Raw genomic sequence first — 22,958 nt, 5'->3', positions numbered from 1 at the left:
TTGCGCCTGCCTGAGAAGGTGATGCGCCGATCACCGGTCTCAATCCTGTTTCTGGCGGGAGGCTCCATCGGGCCGCCTCGTTTCCACCGCTGGCGGCCAGTCCAGCTGGACGCTCAGCCCGCCGAGAGACGCTGTTTGCAAGGTCAGGACGCCGCCGCTCGCCGTGACGAACTGCTGCGCGATGGAAAGGCCGAGCCCGTGACGCGTCCCGCGCTCGTCCAGACGAACCCCGCGACCGAGCGCGGCGGGACGCAATGCTTCCGCAATACCGTCGCCGTCGTCGCAGATCCGGATCCTGCGATGCCCTTGCGGGTCGACATGCCCGGATATTTCGACGGCGCTGGCGGCATGGCGGGCGGCATTTTCGATCAGCGCGCCAAAGGCTTCCAGCGCGGCCTCGTCGCTCATCGGGATCACAAGATCTTCGGGCAGGCGGTTGCGCAGATCAAGACGCGACCCATCCGGCGTTCGCGATACCACGGTGAGAAGGCGGTCCACGATCGGCCCGGCGACGGTGACCTGTCCCCTCGCGCGGTCCGCGTCGCGCGCGAGTTCGCTCTCCACCGCGCCCGAAAGCAGCGCGAGGCTATGCGACAATTCGCCCCGGTCGCGCGGTTCCAGCGCATCGATCTGCATGCGCAGCGCGGTGATCGGTGTCTTGAGCGCGTGGGCGAGGTCGCGGGCGCGTTGCCGGGCCTGCTCCACATCGGCCGCGCGCTGGTCGGCAAAGACGTTGATGGCATCGGTGAGCGGCCGGATTTCGATCGGATAATCGGCGTCGGCCAGGCGGGCGTCGATCGTCGTTGACATGGATGACAGGTCGTCGCTGACCGCCCGGAGCGGTCTTAGTCCCAGCCAGACCTGCACGGCAGCCGCCATGGCGAGCGCGAGCCACAGGATAGCGAGGAAAACGGCCGCCTCGCTTGCGAAAGCGGAGCGGGCACGGGCCACGGGCAAACGGTCGGCGGCGACCTCGACCAACAGGACGGGGCCGGCGGAACTTGGCTGCACCGTGCGGGCAACGACCAGAATGCGATCCTCAAAAGGTCCGTCGACATTGAAAGATGTCCATCCGCGCGTCGCTTTTTTAACGGGCGGCGGGATCACGCCATCCCATAAAGAGCGCGATCGCAGTTCGCCCGCCGGCGCACGGACTTTCCAGTAAAGTCCGCTCCCCGGCCGGTCGAAACGGGGATCGACGAGCGGCTTGCTCAGCCTCGGCCGTCCCGCGGCGTCCAGTTCGAGCGCCGCGACCAGAGCGATGCCCTGACGTTCGAGTTCGTCCTGCAATTGCCGTTCGGAATGCCGCTCGAAAAGATAGCCGAGGGCGATCCACGCCAGCATCAACGCCAGCGCAATCGCGGCGCCCGCGAAAAGGAGCAGCCGCATGCTGAGCGAGCGGTTCAGGATCCGGGCGGCAGAGCGCAGCATCAGGCGTCGGCGAGAATATAGCCGAAGCCGCGCCGCGTCTCGACGATGCCGCTTCCAAGCTTGCGGCGCAGGCGCGCGACCAGCGCCTCGATCGCGTTCGCCTCAAGCGCCTCGGTGCCGTGAAGCGCCTCGGACAGCTCGGCGGCGGCCAGCGGCCGCCCGCGGCTGTGCGCGAGCGCATCGAGGAGGCGATATTCCAGCGGCGACAGGTTGATGTCGGCGCCCGCGACGTTCGCCTGCATCCGCCTTGTATCGAGCGTCAGCTTGCCGAACCGCAGCACGGCATCGGACAGGCCCGCGCTGCGGCGCACCAGAGCCCGGACGCGCGCGACCAATTCTGCGGGTTCGAACGGTTTGGCGAGATAGTCGTCCGCACCAGCCTCGATCCCCTCGACTTTTTCGAGCCAGCCGCCGCGCGCCGACAGGATGATGATCGGGAAGGAGCGGCCCTCGCCTCGCCAGCGTTTGAGGACCGTCAAACCGTCGAGGCGGGGCAATCCCAGATCCAGCACGACCGCATCATAATCTTCATCGCCGCCGCGCACCCATGCGTCCTCGCCGTCGGCGGCGCGATCTATCAGAAAGCCGGCGCGGCCCAGCGCTTCCGCGACGCCGCGGGCGATGACGTCATCATCTTCGACAAGAAGCAGGCGCATGGTTCAGTCGGCTTCCACTTCGAGGATCTTGCCGGTTCGCGCATCGATCTTCATTTCGATCGAACGGCCGTCGTCCGTCAGGATTTCCACTTCATATTCTGGCGGTTCGCCCTCGTCATCGTCAAGGTCCACCTCGATTATCTCGCCGGGAACGCGCCGGCGGGCGATGTCCAATATGCGCGCCAGCGGAAGCAGCTTGCCGGCTGTGATTTCGCGCGCCGCGCCGCCTCGCTGGTCCGCAATCGCGAATTTTTCCGGTGGCCTTGTCATCATGTCATTGGCCGAAGCGGGTTCGGCGAGCGGCCTTGGCGGGTCGGCCGCGCGCGCCTGCTCGGGGCGCGGCGGTTCTTGCGCTTCGTCGCGGCGCGGGGGCTCTGATGAGCCACTGCCGCATGCGGATAGCGCACCGAGCGAAACGGCACCGAGCGAAAGGGCAAAGGGAAGAAGGAAAAATCGCATGAAAGGACATCGTAGCGGATGGAAGCTGACAATAGGCTGACGCTTCGCGTGACGGTGCCGTCAGGTACGATCGGGCAAAAGCAACCCGTCACCGCAGCGGTGATGTTGCAAAAGGACAGGTTCATGAAGTTCAAGCTCCCCCTTATCCTGCTCGCCGGTGCGGGTGTTCTGGCGACCTCGGTCGCCGTCGCGGCCCGCCCGGCCCCCGCCGGCGCACAGGGTCAGGCCTATTGGTCGGAAACCCGGTGGGATGACGACGACGATTACCGGGATCAGCGCCGCGCCATGCCGGTCCCCAACGTCGAGGCTCTCAAGCGCGCCGGTATGGTGCGCGTGACCGAGGTCGAGCGTGACGACGGCCGCCTCGAGGTCGAAGGATATGATGCGTCGGGCCGCGAGCTCGACATCGAAATGGACGCCAGGGGCCGGCGCGTCCTGGAAATCGACCGCGACGACCGCTGGGATGACTGAGCTGTTATCGCCGCTCCCTTCGGGGGGCGGCGGTTCGCCGGCGATATGGCTCCGTCACGCTGCGTGCGAGGCGGAGCTTTTCGCCGGCTCGCCGGCGTCGAGTGCGGCGCGCAGCGGTTCCAGCCAGGGCAAATAGGCCTGCGACCGGTCCGTTCCATGGCGAATGGGGCGCCGAACCTGCTGGGCGCTCGGCGTGTAGACGGCGCGCGGATTGTCTTCGGGTCTGAGGCATGATGATGCAAAGGGAAGGCGCAGAAACGCCAGAAGCGCGCGAATTTCCTGCTCCGCACCCGCGACCAGCCGCGCATGATCGAGGCCGTATATCCGGCCGGGCGCCAGAGCCCGCACCCTTTCCATCATTCGCCTATATTGCCGGTAATATGCACCCAGATCTTCCAGCCTGTTGGGAAAGTCGGTGTGGCGGTTGAAATAGGTCGTATAGGCCGAAAAACAGCAGGCCAGCGGGTCGCGCCGCACGTCGATGATCGCCGCGTCCGGCAGGATGCGGTGAATGAGCGCGATCAGGCGCCAGTTCGCAGGCATTTTGTCGGTGAAATGCGGGCGATCGGTTTGGCGATGGCGCCCGACGCTAGCCAGATAGCGGGCGCTAAGCTGGTCCGCTTCGGCTTGCGTCAATCGCTGCAGCCGCTCGGCAAAGGCGCCGGGCGCATCGAAGGCGCCGATCGAGGCGGCGACCTCGTGCAGTGCGAACAGTTCGCCCATCGCCTCGACTTGCGGATGGCTGGCGAGGATCTGTTCGACGAGCGTCGATCCCGAGCGGGGCATCCCCACGATGAAGATGGCCCCGTTCGCCGGAGCGGCAATATGCCGCGCCGTGGCAAAGAAGGATGCCGGGAGCATCATGTGGGCATCGACCAGCGCGGCGAGCTCCGCCGGCTTATAGGGAAGGCGTGTTTCGCGCAGCATATTGGCTTCGCGAAATGTCGCGAAGGAGCGGTCGAACGCGCCGCGCGCGCCATAGGCGCGGCCCAGCGCGAAGAGGAGCTGGATCTGTTGATAGGGATCGCGAGAAAGGGCGGCGCCCTTTTCCATCGCCGCGAGATCGGCGTCGTCAAACGGCGCGCCGGGCAGATTGGCCAGTCCCAGCCACGCGGTCCCGTAATCGGGCGCGCGTTCGACCGCTGCGCGAAAGGCGGTGGCGGCTTGGTCGACGTCGCCGACGGCCGCCAGATCGCCGCCGAAATTCGCCCACAGCAGCGGCACGTCGGAGGCCATCGCGACCAATAGCCGGTGGACCTCCAGCGCCTCGGCCGCGCGCCGCGCGCTGGACAATATGCCGGCCTTTATCGACAGCGGCCAGAGCCTGGCCGGGTGCCGGTCCGTCTCGTGCGCGATATGCGCCAGCGCCTCGTCCACACGGCCCGCGTCGCAGAGGAAGGATGTGAGCGCGGCATGCGCGCGGGCGTCGCCGGGATGGCGGGCGATAGCCCGGCGCAGTGCCTGCTCGCTGTCGGGGGAGGGGGCGTGCGGGTGTGTCGTCGGCATGGGGAAGGTCTAGGGACGCAACCGTCCTCGGGGCAAGCTTTGCGTGGCCTGCGACCGCTTCGGAACGGCCCGCTCAACATGTTACCCGGCATCATCTTCCCGTGTCGATACCGTGACATACGCTGATTATCAGGCGTTTGGTAATTAGTTGATAACCAATGCTTTGTAGCGGGGCATATGGATCTGGTCTTGCTCTTCGCGACCATCCGCTTCGGCGGAGGGGGCATGATGTCGGGGCAGATCGAGCGGGCCGTCCAACGGCGCGCGAGACAGTCGATTGAAGCGCTGCTCGTTCGATGAGCGGGGGGCGCTGGAACCAGGGGGCGTCGCATGAACCAGGATCACGCGTCACGTCGCGGTCTGTCCACCCTTCGCATGCCTGTCTCCGCGTGCCGTTCGATATGGCACCCGGCCTTCGTCCTATAATCAATTCGTCCATTACCCCGCTCGCCCGTCCGGGCGGTTTTTTTGCGTTCGAGGATGCGTCATGACCGAGAAGAAAATGCCCCGCCGTAACGACCGGAATGCAAAGGCTCGTTCGCGGCGCCTTCTTTGCGGGGCCTCGCTGGCGGCGGTGCTCGCATGCGGCATTTCGACGGGGGCACATGCCGAGGACCGGCATTGGGACGCCAATGTCACGGCGGTCGGATCGGGCGGGACGGGCACCTGGAACCTTGCCAACCTCAACTGGAGCCCGAACGGCGACGGCGTCAGCGGGCCGTTCGTCGAGCCGTGGAAAAATGGCGATATCGACAATGCGATTTTCGGCGGCACTGCGGGCACGGTGACCGTGGCGGTTCCGGTTACGGTCGGCAATGTTACCTTCAACTCGGCGGGTTACGTCCTGAACGGCAGCACGCTGACGCTGGGCGGGCCTTCCTCGACGATCACGACAAACAACGGCAACGCGGCGATCAACTCGGCGATCGCGGGCTCGTCGGGCCTGATCAAGGCAGGTGCCGGCGGGCTGATCCTCAACGGCACGAACAGCTTCACCGGCGGCATCGCGCTCAATCTGGGTAGCATATATGCGGCCAATGATGCGGCGCTGGGCGCATTGAGCAACAACATCGTGACCGCCGCAGGCGCGACGGTCCGGCTGTCGATCGCGGGTGCATCGACGAACCGCGGGGTCGCCATCGGCAACGGCGGGACGCTGATCCTCGAAGGCAGCGGCGCGGGTTCGGCGCTGATATCCGGCAATGGCAGGGTTTCGGTGGCCGCCAGCGGCGTCACGATGAGCAACGACCTCAGCACCTATACCGGCCAGACGGTCTTTGTCGGGTGTAACGGCACCTGCTCGGCACGCTTCACTTCGCTCCGTAACCTCGGCGAGGCGAGTTCGCTGGGTGCCCCCGTCACGATCGCCGACGGCACGATCATCTTCAACCAGCAGAGCCAGTATAGCGACAGCCTGATCTATCTGGGCGATGGCGACAGTTCGAACCGGAACTGGGACATCAACGGCAACGGTGCGATCATTCGCAACCAGGGGACCGGAACGCTCTCCATCACCGGCGACATCGATGTTTCGGTTGGCGGCACCTTCGTCGCCGATACCGCCAATATGGAATTGCTGGGCGTCCTCAGCGGGGGCTCCTATGGTTTCAACGGCGCGGCCGGAAATACTGTCACGCTGGGCGGCGCGAACATATTTACCGGACAGGCGACCATCGCGGGTCTGGTGAAGGCGTCGGTGCTTGCCGACACGAATGTCGTCAGTTCGCTGGGCACGGGGGCCACCATCGGCCTCAGCGCCGGGACGCTGAGCTATACCGGCACGGGCGACGCCAGCGATCGCGCGTGGACCATCGCTGGTGCCGGCGGTATCTCGAACGACGGGACGGGCGCGCTCGATTTGAGCGGCAACGCCACCTTTGCGCCCGGCGGTGCCGTCGACAGTCTGACGCTGGGCGGCAGCTTTGCCGGCGAGAGTCGTTTTTCGGGCGTGATTTCGGGCGTCGGCAGCCTCATTTCGAACGGTAGCGGTACCTGGGTCATCGGTGGCGCCAATAATTTCACCGGCAATGTCACGGTAACGGCGGGCACGCTGAAGCTGGGGAATGCGGCGGCCCTCGGGCCCGCCAATGGCCTGATCATCAGCGGCGGCACGCTCGACCTTGGCAATTTCGACCTGGTCGCGCCATCCTTGAGCGGCTCGGGCGGCACGGTTTCGCTCGGCGCGCAGACGCTGACGGTCGAGGCGAAAAACGCGCAGGTCTTTGCCGGCAGCATCACCGGAACCGGTGGTTTGCGGAAAAACGGCGCGGGGTCGCTGACGCTCACGGGCACCAGTACCTATACGGGCGCGACGACGATCGGCGGTGGCCTGCTCAAGCTCGATTTCTCGGGCGCCGGCGGGCCCACCAGCAATATCCTTTCGGCATCCTCGCCGCTGGTCCTGTCAGGCGGGACGCTCGAAGTGACGGGCGCCGCGGGTGAGACCAACAACCAGAGTTTCGGCGGCGTGACGGTCAGCGCCGGCAGCAACACGGTCCGCGCGCTCAATGGTGCGGGGGGCATCGTCAACCTCAACCTCGGGGCAATCACGCGCGCGGGCGGGCTGGTCAATTTCGTGCTGCCGACCGGCGGCGCGATCACGACGAGCAATGCCGACGGCGTTCTGGGCGGCTGGGCGACGATCAACGGTTCCGACTATGCCAAGGTGGTCGGGGGCGGCATCCTCGCGTTCGACGCCAGCGACTATACGACCAAGGACGACGCCGGGACATGGGCGAACGGCGATATCATCAGCGATACGGCCAACGCCGCGAACACGCCGTTCTTTGGGACGGTGACGGGAAGCGTTCAGCTTGGCGGCCTCCGCTACACCGCGGCGACGCCATCGACCGTCGCGATCGGTGCCGGAAATATGCTGGGCATCGACGGAACGATCATCGTCGCGCCCAGCACGCTCGCCACGAACCAGACCATTACCGGCGGTTCGCTGACCGGTAGTGCGGGCGGCGGGACGCTGGGCGTCCAGCACAATGGCTCGGGTATTTTCACGATTGCCTCGACGATCGTGAACAATGGCGGCGCGACCGGTTTCGCCAAGAGCGGCAGCGGCACCGTCCGCCTGAACGCCGCGAACAGCTATACCGGCGGTACAACGCTGAGCGGCGGGCGGCTGGAGGTCGCGCAACTGGCGAACGGCGGGGCCGCGAGCAGCCTTGGCGCGTCGAGCGCCAGCGCGGCGAATCTGGTCATCGAAAGCGGTACGCTTGCCTATACCGGCGGCGTCGATGCCGTCACCGATCGCGGGATCACGCTCGTCAACGGCGGAGCCGAACGCGCGATCCAGGTCGATTCGGGCCGAACCGTCGAATTTTCCGGGCTGGTAACCAGCGCTGACGATGCGGGGCTGACCAAGACCGGCTGGGGCACGCTGGTGCTGTCGAACGCCGCCAATGATTATGTCGGTGTCACGACGATCACCCAGTCGTCAGCCGCCGGAAACAGCATGATTTCGGTGAATACGCTGTCCGATGGCGGCGTCGCGAGCGGCCTTGGCGCGGCGAGCAGCGATTCGGCCAATCTGGTGATGAGCAATGGGGCGAAGCTGCAATATACCGGCGGCACCGTGGCCATCGATCGCGGCTTTACGCTTGCGGCGGGGCAGGGCGGCATCGACGTCGCCAATGCCGGAACAACGCTGACGATCAGCGGTGTCGCGGCGGGGCCGGGGACATTCTTCAAGGACGGCGCGGGAACCCTCGTCCTCAGCGGGACCAACAGCTATACCGGCGAGACGATCGTCAATGCGGGCACCCTGCGCGCCGGATCGGTCCGCGCATTCGGTCCGGGTGGCCGCTTCATGACCGTCAACAGCGGCGCGACGCTCGACCTTGGCGGTTTCGACCTGAACTTCGCCGCGGTCATCGGCGGCGGTCTGATCGACCTTGGCGGACGCACGCTGATCACCGGCGGCGGTGCCGGTAACTTCACGGGCCGTATCACCGGAACCGGAGGCTATACGCGGACGGCCGGTTCCGGCCAGACGTTCAGCGGCTGCAGCAACGACTATACGGGCGTCACGACGATCGGCGGCAATCTCGCGATCGACTGTATCGCGAACGGCGGGCTGGCGAGCGGCATCGGGGCCTCGTCGGCGGCGGGATCGAACCTTGTCTTCGCGAACGGGGCGCTTGGTTATACCGGCGCCAGCGCTTCGACCGATCGCGGGTTTTCGTTGAGCGGAAACGGCGGGTTCAACATCACTAATGCGGCGACCGTGCTGGAATTTTCGGGCAATATCACCGGCGGTGGTCAGCTTCAGAAATCAGGCGCCGGCACGCTCCTCCTGTCGGGCAACAATGGCTCGACGGGGTCGGTGCGCATCTATGACGGGACGCTGCGGGCCGGATCGACCACCGCGCTTGGTAGCGGCGGCGTGCAGTTCGAGAATGTACCGGGCGCTACGCTCGACCTCGACGGATATGACAACAGCGTCGCCTTTCTGATCACGACGGGTAGCGCACAGGGCGGTGCGGTCACGCTTGGCGATGCCACGCTGACCATCACCAACGGCGGCAGCGGCGGGGTCATCTTCGGCGGTGAAATTTCGGGTAGCGGCGGCCTGATCAAGGCCGGCGGCGGATATCAGCAGCTGTCGGGCTGTTCGAGCAGCTATGGCGGGACGACCGTCATCAATCAGGGCACGCTCGCGGTTGCCTGCCTTGACGATGGCGGTGCGAACAGCTCGATCGGCTCCTCATCCTCGGCGGCGAGCAACCTGGTCATCAGCGGCGGTACGCTGCAATATGTCGGCGCAGGCGGAAGCACGAACCGCCAGTTCACGCTGGGCGCGTCGAATTCCAGCAAGCTCGACGCATCGGGCACGGGCGCGATCGTCTTTACCCATGCGGGGCCGCTGACCTTTGCCAGCGCAAACACGGCGCAGGCGCTGACGCTGGGCGGCACGAGCACGGCGAACAATATTCTTGCCGGGCAGATCACGAACAACGGGACGGGCGTAACCCGCCTGACCAAGACCGACGCAGGCACCTGGATTCTGACCAATCCGGACAGCAATTATACCGGTATCACGACGATCAGCGGCGGCGTGCTGGGCGTCGACAAGCTGGCGAACGGCGGCGTGGCGAGCAGCATCGGCGCTTCGTCGGCGGCGGCGGGGAATCTCGTCATCGGCAACGGCTCGACGCTGCGCTATACCGGCGCGGGCGACAGCACGAACCGTCTGTTCACCCTGTCGCAGGGCGTGACCTTCATCGAATCGTCGGGGACGGGCGCGATCGTCTTTACCGACACGGGACCGGTGACGCTTGCGAACAGCAATCAGGCGCGCACGATCGCGCTGGGCGGCACCAACAGCGGCAATAATACGCTGGCCGGTTCGATCGGCAACGCCGGCACCGGCGTCACCACGCTCGCGAAGAACGACAGCGGTACGTGGGTGTTGACCGGCAATCACAGCTACACCGGGTCGACCAACATCAACGGCGGCATCCTGTCGATCGGTGGTGGCGGCACGACGGGGTCGATCGCCAGCGCGGTCGTGAACAATTTCGGGACGCTCGCGTTCAACCGGTCCGACAGCCTGACCTATGGCGGCACGATCGTCGGCACCGGCGGCGTGTTCCAGAATGGCGCGGGCACGACGATCCTGACCGGAACGAACAGCTATTCGGGCGGCACCACGATCAACGCGGGCACGCTCCAGCTGGGCAATGGCGGGGCGACGGGCAGCATCCTCGGCAATGTCGTCAATGACGGCTTGCTGATGTTCAACCGGTCGAACCTCGTCAATTTTGCCGGACTCATCTCGGGCAGCGGTGCTGTGCAGCAGACCGGAGCCGGCACGACCGTGCTTTCGGGCATCAACAGCTATGCCGGCGGCACGTCGATCCTTGGCGGTACGCTGCAGGTTTCCGCTGACGCCAACCTCGGCGCTGCGGCGGGCGGCCTCATCTTCTCCGGCGGCACGCTGCGTACCACCGCATCTTTTGCGAGCACGCGAAACGCCAGCCTGACCGGCGCGGGCACGATCCTGACCGATGCGGGAACGAACTTCGCACTCGGCGGCGTGATGTCGGGCGCGGGCGGCTTCACCAAAGCGGGCGCGGGCATATTGACGCTGAGCGGGAACAATAGTTACGCCGGCGCGACCAGCATCAACGCCGGGACGCTGCGGATCAATGGCGACCAGTCGGCGGCGACGGGCCTTGTGACCGTGGCGTCGGGCGCGACGCTGGCGGGCAGCGGGACGATCGGCGGCAACGTCAACGTCCTGAACGGCGGCATCCTTGCGCCGGGCAACAGCCCCGGCACGCTCAGCATCAACGGCGATCTGACGCTGGCGGGCGGTTCGGTCCTGAACTTCGAATTCGGACAGGCCGATGTTGCGGGCGGCCCGCTCAACGACCTCGTCAATGTCGGCGGCGATCTGATGCTCGACGGGACGCTCAACGTCAATGTGTCGGCCGGCGGCAACTTCGGCGGCGGCCTGTACCGCGTGTTCAACTATGGCGGCACGCTCGTCGACAACGGACTGGCTCTGGGCTCGATGCCCGCCGGGAGCAATGTCACCGTGCAAACCTCGGTCGCGGGTCAGGTCAATCTGATCAACAGCGACGGGCTGGCGCTCAGCTTCTGGGACGGCACCGCCGGACCCAAGTTCAACGATGTCATCGACGGCGGTAACGGCAGCTGGCATCTGGGCGGCGTCGACAACAACTGGACGGGCGGCGATGGCAGCATCAATGCGGCCTATGCCGACGGCACCTATGCGATTTTCGCGGGCGCAGCGGGCACGGTCACCGTCGACAACAGCGGCGGCGCGGTCACCGCGACGGGGATGCAGTTTGCGACCGACGGTTATGTGATCGACGGCGGACCGCTGACCCTTGTGGGTCCCGATTCGATCATCCGTGTCGGCGACGGCACGGCCGCAGGCGCAGGATTTACCGCGACCATCGCGGCCGATCTCACCGGCTCGGGCCGACTGGTCAAGACCGACGCCGGGACGCTCGTGCTGTCCGCGGCGAACAGCTATACCGGTGGCACGCTAATCAACGGCGGTGTGCTTTCAGTGAGCACCGACAGCCGCCTGGGCGCGTCCACCGGGGGTGTCACGCTCGACGGCGGCACGCTGCGGGTGACGAGCGCCAGCTTCAACAGCGCGCGCGCGTTCGATCTGGGCGCGGCGGGCGGCGCGATCGAGGTGACCAATTCTGTAAATTCCGCCTTCATCACCACCGGGATTACGGGCAGCGGCGGGCTGACCAAGCTTGGCGCGGGCACGCTCCAGCTTACGGGCGCGAGCAGCTACACCGGCGGCACGACGATCGAGGACGGCATACTCTTCATCGGCAGCCTCGGCGTCAACACGACCGCATCGATTGTCGGCGACGTGGTCAATAACGGGACGCTGCGCCTCGGCCGCTCGGACGCCTATACCTATGGCGGGTCGATCACGGGTACCGGCTCCCTCGACATCGCCAGCCTCGGCGTGACCACGCTGACTGGCAACAGCAGCTATGGCGGCGGGACGCGTGTTATTGGCCTGGGCGGCGAACTGCGCATTGCCGGCGGGGCGAAAGTCGCTTCCGGCGGCGCCACGACCATGGGCCGCTCGACGCTCAGCATCGACGGCGCGGGGTCGGAGTTCAGCACCACCGCGCTCGGCGGAAATATTGCTTTCGCCGGATCGACGATTGTGAACGTGACCGGGGGCGGTACGCTGCGGATCACCGCTGGTGATATCGATCTGCGTACAACGGCCGCTTCGACCCAGATCAATGTCACCGGCGCGGACTCGGTGGCCGATGTGTCGGGCGGAATCCGGGGAAGCGCGACGTTCAACACCCCGTTCAGCTTGACAGTCGGGGCGGGCGGCACGCTGCGCACCGCGGGTGCGAGCCAGATCGGGACCGCTGTCAGCAATACCAATCCTCTTGCGGTCGCGATCACCGGCACCGGTTCCAACTGGACGAGCAGCAGCTCGCTGCTGATGAACCGCGGCGACTTTACCGTCGACCAAGGGGCGGCGGCCAGTTTCACGTCGGCAACCTTCGGCGGGGCGCCGCAGACCGCGAGCCTGACCGTGTCGGGGGCCAGCTCCAGCTTCACCACGACGGGCGATCTGGTCATCGGCAGCGGTACCGGCACCGGTGTGCTCACCCTGACCGACGGCGGGCAGGTCGATGTCGGCGGGGCGTTGATCCTTGCCGGAAACGCCGGGGCGACCGGCACGCTCAACATCGGCGGTGTCGAGGGCGGTCCGGCAGCGGCGGCTGGCTTCCTCAATGGTACCATCACCTTCGGACCCGGTACGGGCGAGCTGAACTTCAACCACACGGAGACGAACTATATTTTCGCCAACGCGATGACGGGCTTTGGAAGGGTCAACCATATCGCGGGAACCACGCGCCTGACCGGCGACAGCTCGGCCCTCATCAGCACGACGTCGGTTGCGGGCGGCACGCTGCTCGTCGACGGCATTCTCGGGGCCGGAGTGAGCCTCGTGACCGTGGCGACGGGCGGCACGCTGGGCGGCACGGGCACCATCGGCGGCAATGTCGATATCTTTGACGGCAACCTCAATCCGGGCGATGTCGGTGGGGTTCCGGGCAGGCTGACCATCGCTCGCAATCTGTACCTCGCATCGGCCGCGACGCTCAACGTCGATTTCGGTCAGGCGAATGTCGTCGGCGGCGCGCTCAACGATCTGATCGAGGTCGGCGGCGACCTGACGCTGGATGGTACGCTCAACGTATCTGTGCCCCCGGGCGGCAGCTTCGATCCGGGCCTTTATCGCATCATCAACTATGCCGGGACGCTGACCGACAACGGGCTCGACGCCGATTCGGGTTATTTCGTCCAGACCTCGGTCGCGAACCAGGTCAATCTGGTCAACACGACCGGCCTCACCATGCGTTTCTGGGACGGCGTGTACGGCGGCAAGAACGACAACGCGATCACCGGCGGCGACGGCCTGTGGCAGGCGAGCGGCGGCAACGACAACTGGACCGAATTCGACGGGTCGGCCAACGCGCCCTTCACCGACGATGCCTTTGCGGTCTTCTCGGGCGCCGGCGGCACGGTGACCGTCGATGACACGCTTGGCGCCGTCACCGCGTCGGGGATGCAGTTCGCCAGCGACGGCTATGTCATCGCGGGCAAGGATATCGCGCTCGTCGATCCGGCGGCGATCCTTCGCGTCGGCGACGGCTCGATCGGCGGGGCAGCCTATGTCGCGACGATCGCGTCGAATCTGACCGGCATCGGTGATGTCATCAAGTCCGACCTCGGCACGCTGGTCCTGACCGGGACGAACGCTTTCGCAGGGCAAGCCAACGTCCGGGGCGGCGAACTTCGGCTTGCGAACGGCGGCACGCTCACCAATGCGGAGGGCGTGATCGGCAGCGACAGCGGCGAGCAGGGCACGCTGACCGTGGTCGGCACCGACGGCAGCGGCAACGCCTCGACATGGACCAATACGGGCATCCTCCGCGTCGGTCGCCTTGGCACCGGTACGCTCAATATCCTCGACGGCGGTCTCGTGACCGTCGGCGACATCGCCTATGTCGGCGACGAGGTGGGCGGCCGCGGGACGGTCACCGTGTCGGGACAGGACGCCAGCGGCAATGCCTCGACCTGGACCGGGGCGAGCGACATTGTCATCGGCGAGTTCGGCAACGGCACGCTCAACATCACTGCGGGCGGTCAGGTCAGCAACCAGACGGGCTGGATCGGGGCGAACGCCGGTGCACAGGGTATCGTCAACGTCTCGGGCGTCGGCGCCAATGGCGTCGCGTCGACTTGGACCAACAACGCCGATCTGCGCGTTGGATATTCCGGCAACGGAATGTTGAACATCACCGACGGCGGCAAGGTCGTCAGCGCCGGGGGCGATATCGGCGGGGACACTGACGGGGTCGGCGAGGTGCTGGTCAGCGGTGCGGGTTCGTCGTGGGACAATAGCGGACGGATCAACGTCGGGCTGTTCGGGGCCGGAACGCTGCGCATTGAAGGTGGCGCCACGGTTACCAGCAACGACGGGGTCGTCGGCGCCTCGGCGCAGGGCGACGCCATCCTGTCCGGTGCGGGCACCTCGTGGGTCAACACCCAGCAATTCAGTGTCGGCAGCTTCGGCACCGGCTCGCTGCGCATCGAAAATGGCGCAAACGTCACGAGCAACCAGGGCTATATCGGTGCCAATGCCACCGGCAGCGCCGTGGTGACGGGTGCCGGGTCGAACTGGCTGGTCACCGATTTCTCGATGACCGTCGGCAATGAGGGGGCCGGCTCGCTGTTGATCGAAAACGGCGGGCTCGTCCGGGCCGACGGCTTCGCGCTGGCCGTTGCGGCCGGTTCCAGTGGAACCGTCACCGTCACGGGAACGGCGGGCAATCGCGGTGTTATCGAAACCAGCCAGATCGGTGGCGGTCTGGGGACCGTCAATTTCTCGCTCGACGGCGGTGTGCTGCGCGCCACGCAGGACGAAGATGAGTTCTTCACCGACTTCGGCGCGCACGACATCATCGTCGGCGCGAACGGCGGCTTCATCGACACCGATGGCCATGATATCGGCATCGCGCCGCGCTTCACCGGTGCGGGCGGGCTGACCAAGGACGGCCTCGGCACGCTGACGCTGACCGGCGCCAACAGCTATGCGGGCGCGACGTTCGTCAACGCGGGCACCTTGATCGTCAACGGCGACCAGTCGGCGGCGACCGGGCTGACGACGGTCGTCTCCGGCGCGACGCTGGGCGGCACCGGGACGATTGGCGGAAATGTCGCCATTCTGGGCGGCGCGATTCTGGCACCGGGCCAAAGCGCCGGTACGCTGACGATCAACGGCGATCTGTCGCTCGCCGGCGGTTCGATCCTGAATTACGAGTTCGGACAGGCCAATGTGGCGGGCGGCGCGCTCAACGATCTGGTCCATGTCGGCGGCGACCTGACGCTCGACGGCACGATCAATGTGACGGTCCCGGCGGGGGGCAGCTTTGGTCCCGGCATCTATCGCGTGTTCGACTATGACGGCGCGCTGATCGACAATGGGCTGACGCTGGGAACGATCCCCGGCGGTCCCGGCGGGGTTCTGGTCCAGACGGGCATCGCGGGCCAGGTGAACCTCGTCAATTCGCAGGGCCTCACGCTCAATTTCTGGGACGGCGCGGCCGGACCCAAAAATGATGATGCGCTGAATGGCGGCGACGGTGTGTGGCGCGCCGCGGGCGGCCAGAACAACTGGACCGATGCCAATGGATCGATCAACGCCGATTATGCGCAGGACAGCTTCGCGATCTTCGCGGGTGCGTCCGGCACGGTCACGATTGATAACAGCGACGGCAATGTCCTTGCCTCTGGCATGCAATTCGCCAGCGACGGCTATGTCCTGACGGGCGACACGCTGACGCTGACCGGCGCGCAGGCGATCGTGCAGGTCGGCGACAGCAGTGTCGCAGGCGCGGGCTATACCGCGGCGATCGGCAGCGACCTGACCGGAACGGCGATGCTGGTCAAGACCGACAGCGGGACGCTCGTCCTGTCGGGCGCCAACAGCTACACGGGCGGCACGGCGATCAATGGCGGCACGCTCCGCATTTCGTCCGACGCCCATCTTGGGGATGCGGCAGGCGGACTGGCGTTCGGCGGCGGCACGCTGCACACGACCGCCGATATCGTGTCGGGCCGTGCGGTCGACCTTGCCGGCAGCGCGACGTTCCTGACCGACGCAGGCCTCACCCTTTCGGGTGTGATTTCGGGCGCGGGCGACCTGACGAAGGACGGTGCGGGGACGCTCGTCCTGACGGCGGACAATGATTATGCCGGCGGCACGGCGATCCTCGCCGGGCGGCTGGAGATTGGCGCCGGCGGAACAAGCGGCGCGATCGCGGGCGATGTCGTCAACGATGGCGTGCTTGCGTTCAACCGTTCTGACGACATGCTGTTTGCCGGCCTGATCACGGGCGGCGGTTCGCTCGATCAGATGGGTTCGGGAAGGACGATCCTGACCGGCGATCATCTCTTCACCGGCGGCACGACGATTTCGGGCGGCACGCTGCAACTTGGCGATGGCGGCACCTCGGGCTCCATCGTCGGCGACGTCGTCAACAATGGCCTGCTCGTCTTCAGCCGCGCGGACGCACAGACCTTCGCGGGCGTGATTTCGGGTAGCGGTGCGGTCGATCAGAACGGTCCCGGCACCACGATCCTGACCGGTAGCAACAGCTATACCGGGACGACCAGCGTCAGTGCGGGCACTCTGCTCGTAAATGGGGACCAGTCGGCTGCGACGGGCGTGACCAATGTTGGCTCAGGCGCGACGCTAGGCGGGTCGGGCATCATCGGCGGCAATGTGTTCGTCGACACCGGCGCGACGCTTGCTCCCGGCGTGAATGCTCCCGGTACGCTCACGATCAACGGCAATCTCTCGCTTGCGGCGGGTGCGACGCTGGGCTTCGAATTCGGCCGCGCGAACGACGTCGGGGGCCCGCTCAACGATGTCATCAACGTCGGTGGCGACCTTCTCCTCGATGGCACCCTCGACATATCGGTGCCGGTGGGGGGCAGCTTCGATATCGGCCTGTATCGCGTCGCCAACTATGCCGGCACGCTCACCGACAATGGTCTGGCCCTCGGCACGCTGCCGGCGGGCGCCAATGCGCAGGTGCAGACGTCGATTGCGGGCGAAGTGAACCTGATCAACACCGGGGCCGCAACGCTCAACTTCTGGGACGGCGCCGCCGGGCCGAAGTTCGACAATGCGGTGAACGGCGGCGACGGCGTCTGGCAGAACAGCACCGGCAACGACAATTGGGCCGACATCAGCGGCGCGGTCAACGCGGGCTATGACGATGGCGCCTTTGCCATCTTCTCGGGCACCGCGGGAACCGTGACGATCGACAACAGCCTTGGCGCGGTGTCCGCGTCGGGGATGCAGTTCGCGGCCGACGGCTACCGGATCACCGGCGACATGCTGTCGCTGGACGGCGCACAGGCCGTGATCCGCGTGGGCGACGGCACCGCTGCGGGTGCGGCCTATGTCGCGACGATCGATGCCGAACTCACGGGCGCGGCTGCGCTGGTCAAGGCCGACGCGGGCACGCTCGTCCTGACGGGCAGCAACAGCTACGCCGGCGGAACGTCGATCAACGGCGGTACCTTGCAGATCGAAGCCGACGGCAATCTGGGCGACGCGGGCGGTGCAGTCCGCTTCGACGGCGGCACGCTGCAAACGACGGCGACCTTCACCTCGGCGCGCGATGCTCAGCTGATCGGTACCGGCGGTTTCCGCACCGATGGCGGTACGACGCTGACGCTTACCGGCGCGCTGTCGGGTGCGGGCAGCTTCACCAAAAATGGCGCCGGCACGCTGGTTCTGGGCGGCGGCGGTACCTTTGGCGGCGCCACGGTTGCGGGCGGCACGATGTTCGTCAACGGTAACTATGCGGCGGCGACCGGCTCCACAAATGTCCTTTCCGGCGCGACTCTCGGCGGCACGGGCACGATCGGCGGCAATGTCGACTTCGCCAGCGGGGCCACGCTGGCGCCGGGCGCGGGCGGCACGGGTACGCTGACGATCGGTGGCAATCTGTCGCTTGCCGCCGGGACGCAGCTCGATTTCGAATTCGGTCAGGCGGGCGTCGCGGGCGGCGCGCTCAACGACCTTGTCAACGTCGGCGGCGATCTGATCCTCGACGGTGTTCTGAATGTCAGCGTGCCGACGGGCGGCGCGTTCGACACCGGCATCTATCGCATGTTCAACTATGGCGGTGCGCTGACCAACAATGGCGTCACCTTCGGCACCATGCCGGCGGGCGCCAACACCGCCATCCAGACCTCGATCGCGGGGCAGGTCAATCTGGTCAATTCGGGTGGCCTGACGCTGAACTTCTGGGACGGCGCGGCGGGCCCCAAGGTCGACGGCGTGATCAACGGCGGCGACGGCGTCTGGCAGAACAGCGCGGGCAACAACAATTGGACCGACGCGACGGGCAACCTCAGCGCGCCTTATGCCGATGGCGCCTTTGCGATCTTCGGCGGCACGGCGGGGACGGTCACGGTCGACAATGCGCCGGGCGCGGTGTCGGTCAACGGCATGCAGTTCGCGGCGAACGGCTATGTCATCACCGGCGACGCCGTCGCACTCGACGGGGCGCAGGCAGTGATCCGCGTCGGCGACGGCAGCACGGCGGGCGCAGCCTTCACCGCGACGATCGCTTCGGCGCTCACCGGAACGGCGCAGCTGGTCAAGACCGACGCGGGGACGCTCGTCCTCGGCGGCACGAACAGCTACACCGGCGGCACGCAGATCGTCGGCGGCACGCTCCGCATTTCGAACGACGCCAACCTCGGCGCGGCGAGCGGCGACGTGACGTTCGATGGCGGGACGCTGGAAGCGAGCGCGAATGTCACCAGCGCGCGTGGCTTCGTCGTTTCGGGCGGCGGCACGATCGCGACCGCGGCCGACACGGTCTTTACCTATAACGGTCTCTTCTCGGGAACGGGCGCGCTGACCAAAAATGGTGCGGGCACGCTGCTCGTCACCGCCGACAACGGCGGCTTCAGCGGCAGCACGGCGGTCGCCGGCGGCACGCTGGCGGTGCAGGGAAGCCTGGGCGGTGCAGTCAGCGTCGGCGCGGCGGGCCGCGTCGAAGGCGCGGGCCGCGTCGGCAGCCTCGCCAATGCCGGCGTCGTCGCGCCGGGCAGCGGCATCGGTTCGCTGACCGTCGCGGGCGACTATGTCGGCAATGGCGGCACGCTCGAGATCGAAGCCGCACTGGGCGGCGATGCCTCGGCAGCCGATCGCCTGATCGTGAACGGTGCCACATCGGGCAACACGCGGGTCACGGTGATCAACCGCGGCGGCCTAGGCGCACAGACGGTCGAGGGGATCAAGATCGTCGACGTCGCGGGTGCATCGAACGGCAATTTCGCGCTTGAGGGCGACTATCTGTTCGACGGCGAGCAGGCGGTGGTCGTGGGGGCTTATGGCTATCGCCTCTACAAGAACGGCATATCGACGCCGCAGGACGGCGACTGGTATCTCCGCTCTGCGCTTCTCGATGGCGAGAATCCGGAAGTCCCGCTCTATCAGCCGGGCGTTCCGGTCTATGAGGCCTATGTCGGCGCCTTGCAGTCGCTGAACCGTCTGCCGACCCTGCAACAGCGCGTCGGCAACCGGTCGTGGGCCGCTTCGCCGATCGCCGGTGCGGGCCTGTGGGGCCGTTTCGAATCCGAACGCCAGCGCCCCGACGCGCTCGTCTCGACGACCGGTGCCGACCGCAAGGTCGACCAGTGGCAGGCGCAGATCGGGCTCGACGCGGTGGTGGCGGAGCGGAGCGACGGCGCCGCGCTCGTCGGCGGGCTGACCGCGCATTATGGCAAGGCGGACAGCAGCGTCGCGTCGATCTTCGGTAACGGCACGATCGACACGCAGGGCTATGGCGTCGGCGCGACGATGACCTGGTACGGACCGAAGGGCTTTTATGTCGATGGACAGGTCAAGCTCAGCTGGTTCGACAGCGATCTGGAATCCAGCGTCCTCGGATCGCTCACGCGCGGCAACAAGGGCGACGGACAGGCGTTCAGCCTCGAACTCGGCAAGCAGACCCCGATTGGCGGCAATCTGTCGATCACGCCGCAGGTCCAGATGAGCTATGCCAAGGTCGATTTCGATCGCTTCGCCGATCCGTCGGCGACCGGGGTTTTGGTTGGGAAGGGCGAGAGCCTGAAGACCCGCTGGGGTCTGGCGATCGATCATCAGACAAGCTGGAAGGGCCGTGCGGGCGACACCCGCCGGACCCGCCTCTATACGGTGATGAACCTCAGCTACGAATGGCTCGACGGGGCGGTTGCCGATGTGTCGGGAACGCCGATCGCCAACCGCGATCATCGCCTGTGGGGCGAACTGGGGCTCGGCGGCAGCTACAGCTGGGGCGACGATCGTTTCACCCTCTATACCGAAGTGTCGGGCGATACGGCGGTCGCCGATTTCGGCGCGGGCTATAATCTGAAGGGCACGGCCGGATTCCGGCTGCGCTTCTAGGCCGAAGGAGTTTGCGCAATAGAAGGTGCTGCGGGTTCCTTGGAACCCCCGCTCTCTCTGTCTGGGCAAACTCCTTCATCCGCGAGGCACAGTGATGGCCATAGGCGCAAAAGAGGATCGCATGATACGCTGGCGCCATGATCGAAGAACAAGATAGCCGGCTGGTTCAGATTGAAGGCGGGGCAATCCGCGGCCGCATCGGCGGCTCCGTCGTGCGCTTTCTCGGCATCCCCTACGCTGCTCCGCCGCAGCGTTTCGAATTGCCGCAGCCGCCGGCCGGCTGGGACGGCGTGCGCGATATGGACGACCCGGGCCCGACCGCGCCGCACCGGATCAGGCCCTTTCCCGCAATCGACCTGTTGCCGCTCGTCGGCCCGGGCAGCGACGGCCGTGACGGCGACTATCTTCGCCTCAACATCTGGGCGCCGAAGGATGCCAAAGCCGCGCCGGTGATGGTCTTCATCCACGGCGGCGGCTTTGTTGGCGGCTGCAAGGATGCGTCGGTTCACAACGGCACCGCCTTTGCCGCATCGGGCATCGTGTGCGTCGCGATCAACTATCGCATGGGTATCGACGGTTTCCTGCCCGTGCCCGGCGCGCCGACCAACCTTGGCCTGCGCGACATGCTGTTCGCGCTTGCCTGGGTCCAGCGCAATATTGCCGCGTTCGGCGGCGATGCCGCCAATGTCACCGTGTTCGGCGAGAGCGCGGGCGCCATGGCGATCGCCGACCTCGTCACCTCGCCGCTCGCGACCGGCTTGTTCCGGCGCGCGATCATCCAGAGCGGTCATGGCGCGATGGTGCGGGAGGTGGATGTCGCCCGGCGGCTGGTGAAAAAGCTTGCGAAAATATTGCGCGTCACCCCGGACGCCGCCGGCTTTCGTACCGTGTCGCACGCCGCCGCGATGGATGCGCTCGATAAGGTCGGCAAGCCATGGGCCCTCGACCTGCGCGACGGGGACGGCCACGAACCCGTCTATGGGATCAGCCGTTTCATTCCGGTCTGGGGCGACGATGTGCTTCCCGAAAAGCCGATCGACGCACTGCGCAAAGGCGCCGGCCGCGACGTCGAAGTCGTCATCGGCAGCAATGTCGAGGAGATGAACCTCTATTTCGTGCCGACGGGGGTGCGCCGGAAAATCGGCGGGCTGCTCGCGCGGTGGCTGCTCGGCCGGTCGCATCCGCAGGCGAAGGCGGTGCTGAAGGCCTATGGTTATAAACAGCGGGGCGTGCGGCCGGGCGCGGCGATGACCGACGCGATGACCGACCTCGTCTTCCGCTGGCCCGCACGGCAATATGCCGCCGCGCATCAGGGCAAGACGTGGATGTATGAATTCGACTGGCGCTCGCCCGCATGCGACGGCGAACTGGGCGCGTGCCACGGGATCGAGATGCCGTTCGTGTTCAAGACGCTGCCAAGCGTCACCGGCCCGCGCGGGCTGGCGGGGATGGATCCGCCGCAGGCGCTGGCCGATCGCGTGCATGACCTGTGGACCGGCTTCGCGCGCGAGGGGGCCATGCCCTGGCCCGAGTTCGGCGCGTACCGGATGGTGTATCAGGCGACGCGCGGCGAGGCGCTGCACGAACCCGTGATGCCCGCCGCCGCCTTCGTTCCGGAGTAATTTCTATGTATCTCGACAAGCTGCGTCTCGATGGGCGCACCGCCTTCGTCACGGGCGGCGCGCAGGGCATCGGCCTTGCCGCTGCCGAGGCGCTGGCCGAAGCGGGCGCGAAGGTGACGATTGCCGATCGTGACACCGCCGCGCTCGATCGCGCCGTCGCCGCGCTCGCCGCCAAGGGTTATGATGTCTTTGCCCAGATGCTCGATGTCACCGACAGCGCGGCGGTCGATGCCGCCGCCGCCGCGATGCTGGTGCGCGACGGCCGGATCGACATGCTGATCAACAACGCCGGGATCGCGCGCAGCGAAACCGCGGCCGAGGATGTCGCCGACGAACATTGGCTGAACGTGCTCGACGTGAACCTCAACGGCAGCTTCTGGTGCGCGCGCGCGTTCGGGCGGCACATGCTCGCGGCGGGGCGTGGGAGCATCGTCAATGTCGGGTCGATGTCGGGCTTCATCGTCAACCGGCCGCAGCCGCAAAGCTATTACAACGCGTCGAAGGCGGCGGTGCACCAGCTCACCAAGAGCCTCGCCGCCGAATGGGCGGGGCGGGGCGTGCGCGTCAACGCGGTCGCGCCAACCTATATCGCCACCCCGCTCAATGCGTTCGCCGACAAGCAGGGCGAGATGTATCGCCGCTGGATCGACGGGACGCCGCAGGCGCGGCTGGGCGAGCCCGAGGAAGTGGCGTCGGTGATCCTGTTTCTGGCGTCCGACATGGCCAGCCTGATGACCGGCAGCATCGTGCTGGCCGACGGCGGCTATAGCTGCTGGTAAATCCCCACCTCCC

The 22,958-nt window shown here is 66.6% G+C and carries 8 protein-coding genes; 4 read left to right on the top strand and 4 right to left on the bottom strand.

Translation table 11 applies throughout. The annotated features are described in order from the left end of the window. Positions 1-39: 39 nt before the first annotated feature. The 3 genes from ACSYDV_RS04185 to ACSYDV_RS04175 are packed head-to-tail and all read right to left on the bottom strand — an operon-like array spanning position 40 to position 2,546. Positions 40-1,431 carry a sensor histidine kinase gene (locus ACSYDV_RS04185; protein WP_438322479.1) on the bottom strand — a complete coding sequence of 464 codons (1,392 nt, stop codon included), beginning with the start codon at positions 1,429-1,431 and terminating at the stop codon, positions 40-42. Then, positions 1,431-2,087, bottom strand: coding sequence for a response regulator transcription factor (locus ACSYDV_RS04180; protein WP_438322478.1), 657 nt, complete (start codon positions 2,085-2,087; stop codon positions 1,431-1,433). The genes ACSYDV_RS04185 and ACSYDV_RS04180 overlap by 1 nt, the downstream gene beginning before the upstream one ends. Before the next feature lie 3 nt (positions 2,088-2,090). Then, positions 2,091-2,546 (bottom strand): PepSY domain-containing protein, encoded by a 456-nt coding sequence (locus ACSYDV_RS04175; protein ID WP_438322477.1) that lies wholly within the window; start codon positions 2,544-2,546, stop codon positions 2,091-2,093. 18 nt (positions 2,547-2,564) lie between these two features. On the opposite strand from ACSYDV_RS04175, the gene ACSYDV_RS04170 reads away from it, so the two are divergent. Further along, positions 2,565-3,017 (top strand): PepSY domain-containing protein, encoded by a 453-nt coding sequence (locus ACSYDV_RS04170; RefSeq protein WP_438322476.1) that lies wholly within the window; start codon positions 2,565-2,567, stop codon positions 3,015-3,017. A 54-nt stretch (positions 3,018-3,071) separates the two neighbouring features. Here the strand turns inward: ACSYDV_RS04170 and ACSYDV_RS04165 are convergent, their stop codons facing one another. After that, positions 3,072-4,523, bottom strand: a complete 1,452-nt coding sequence (locus ACSYDV_RS04165) for a sulfotransferase family protein (protein WP_438322475.1) — start codon at positions 4,521-4,523, stop codon at positions 3,072-3,074. A gap of 487 nt (positions 4,524-5,010) precedes the next feature. Here ACSYDV_RS04165 and ACSYDV_RS04160 point away from each other — a divergent pair, with 487 nt between their 5' ends. From ACSYDV_RS04160 to ACSYDV_RS04150, 3 genes are all read left to right on the top strand, one after another. After that, on the top strand, positions 5,011-20,544 hold the full coding sequence (locus tag ACSYDV_RS04160; RefSeq protein WP_438322474.1) for an autotransporter-associated beta strand repeat-containing protein: 15,534 nt from the start codon (positions 5,011-5,013) through the stop codon (positions 20,542-20,544). 137 nt (positions 20,545-20,681) lie between these two features. Next, the gene (locus tag ACSYDV_RS04155; RefSeq protein ID WP_438322473.1) at positions 20,682-22,166 is read left to right on the top strand and encodes a carboxylesterase/lipase family protein; all 1,485 of its coding nucleotides are present in this window, start codon (positions 20,682-20,684) and stop codon (positions 22,164-22,166) included. 5 nt (positions 22,167-22,171) lie between these two features. Then, entirely contained in the window at positions 22,172-22,945 is a 774-nt protein-coding gene (locus tag ACSYDV_RS04150) for an SDR family NAD(P)-dependent oxidoreductase (protein ID WP_438322472.1), read from the top strand. Positions 22,946-22,958: the final 13 nt, after the last annotated feature.

The organism is Sphingopyxis selenitireducens (assembly GCF_051550705.1).
Lineage (GTDB): Bacteria > Pseudomonadota > Alphaproteobacteria > Sphingomonadales > Sphingomonadaceae > Sphingopyxis.
This window is presented reverse-complemented; position numbering and strand designations above follow the sequence as displayed.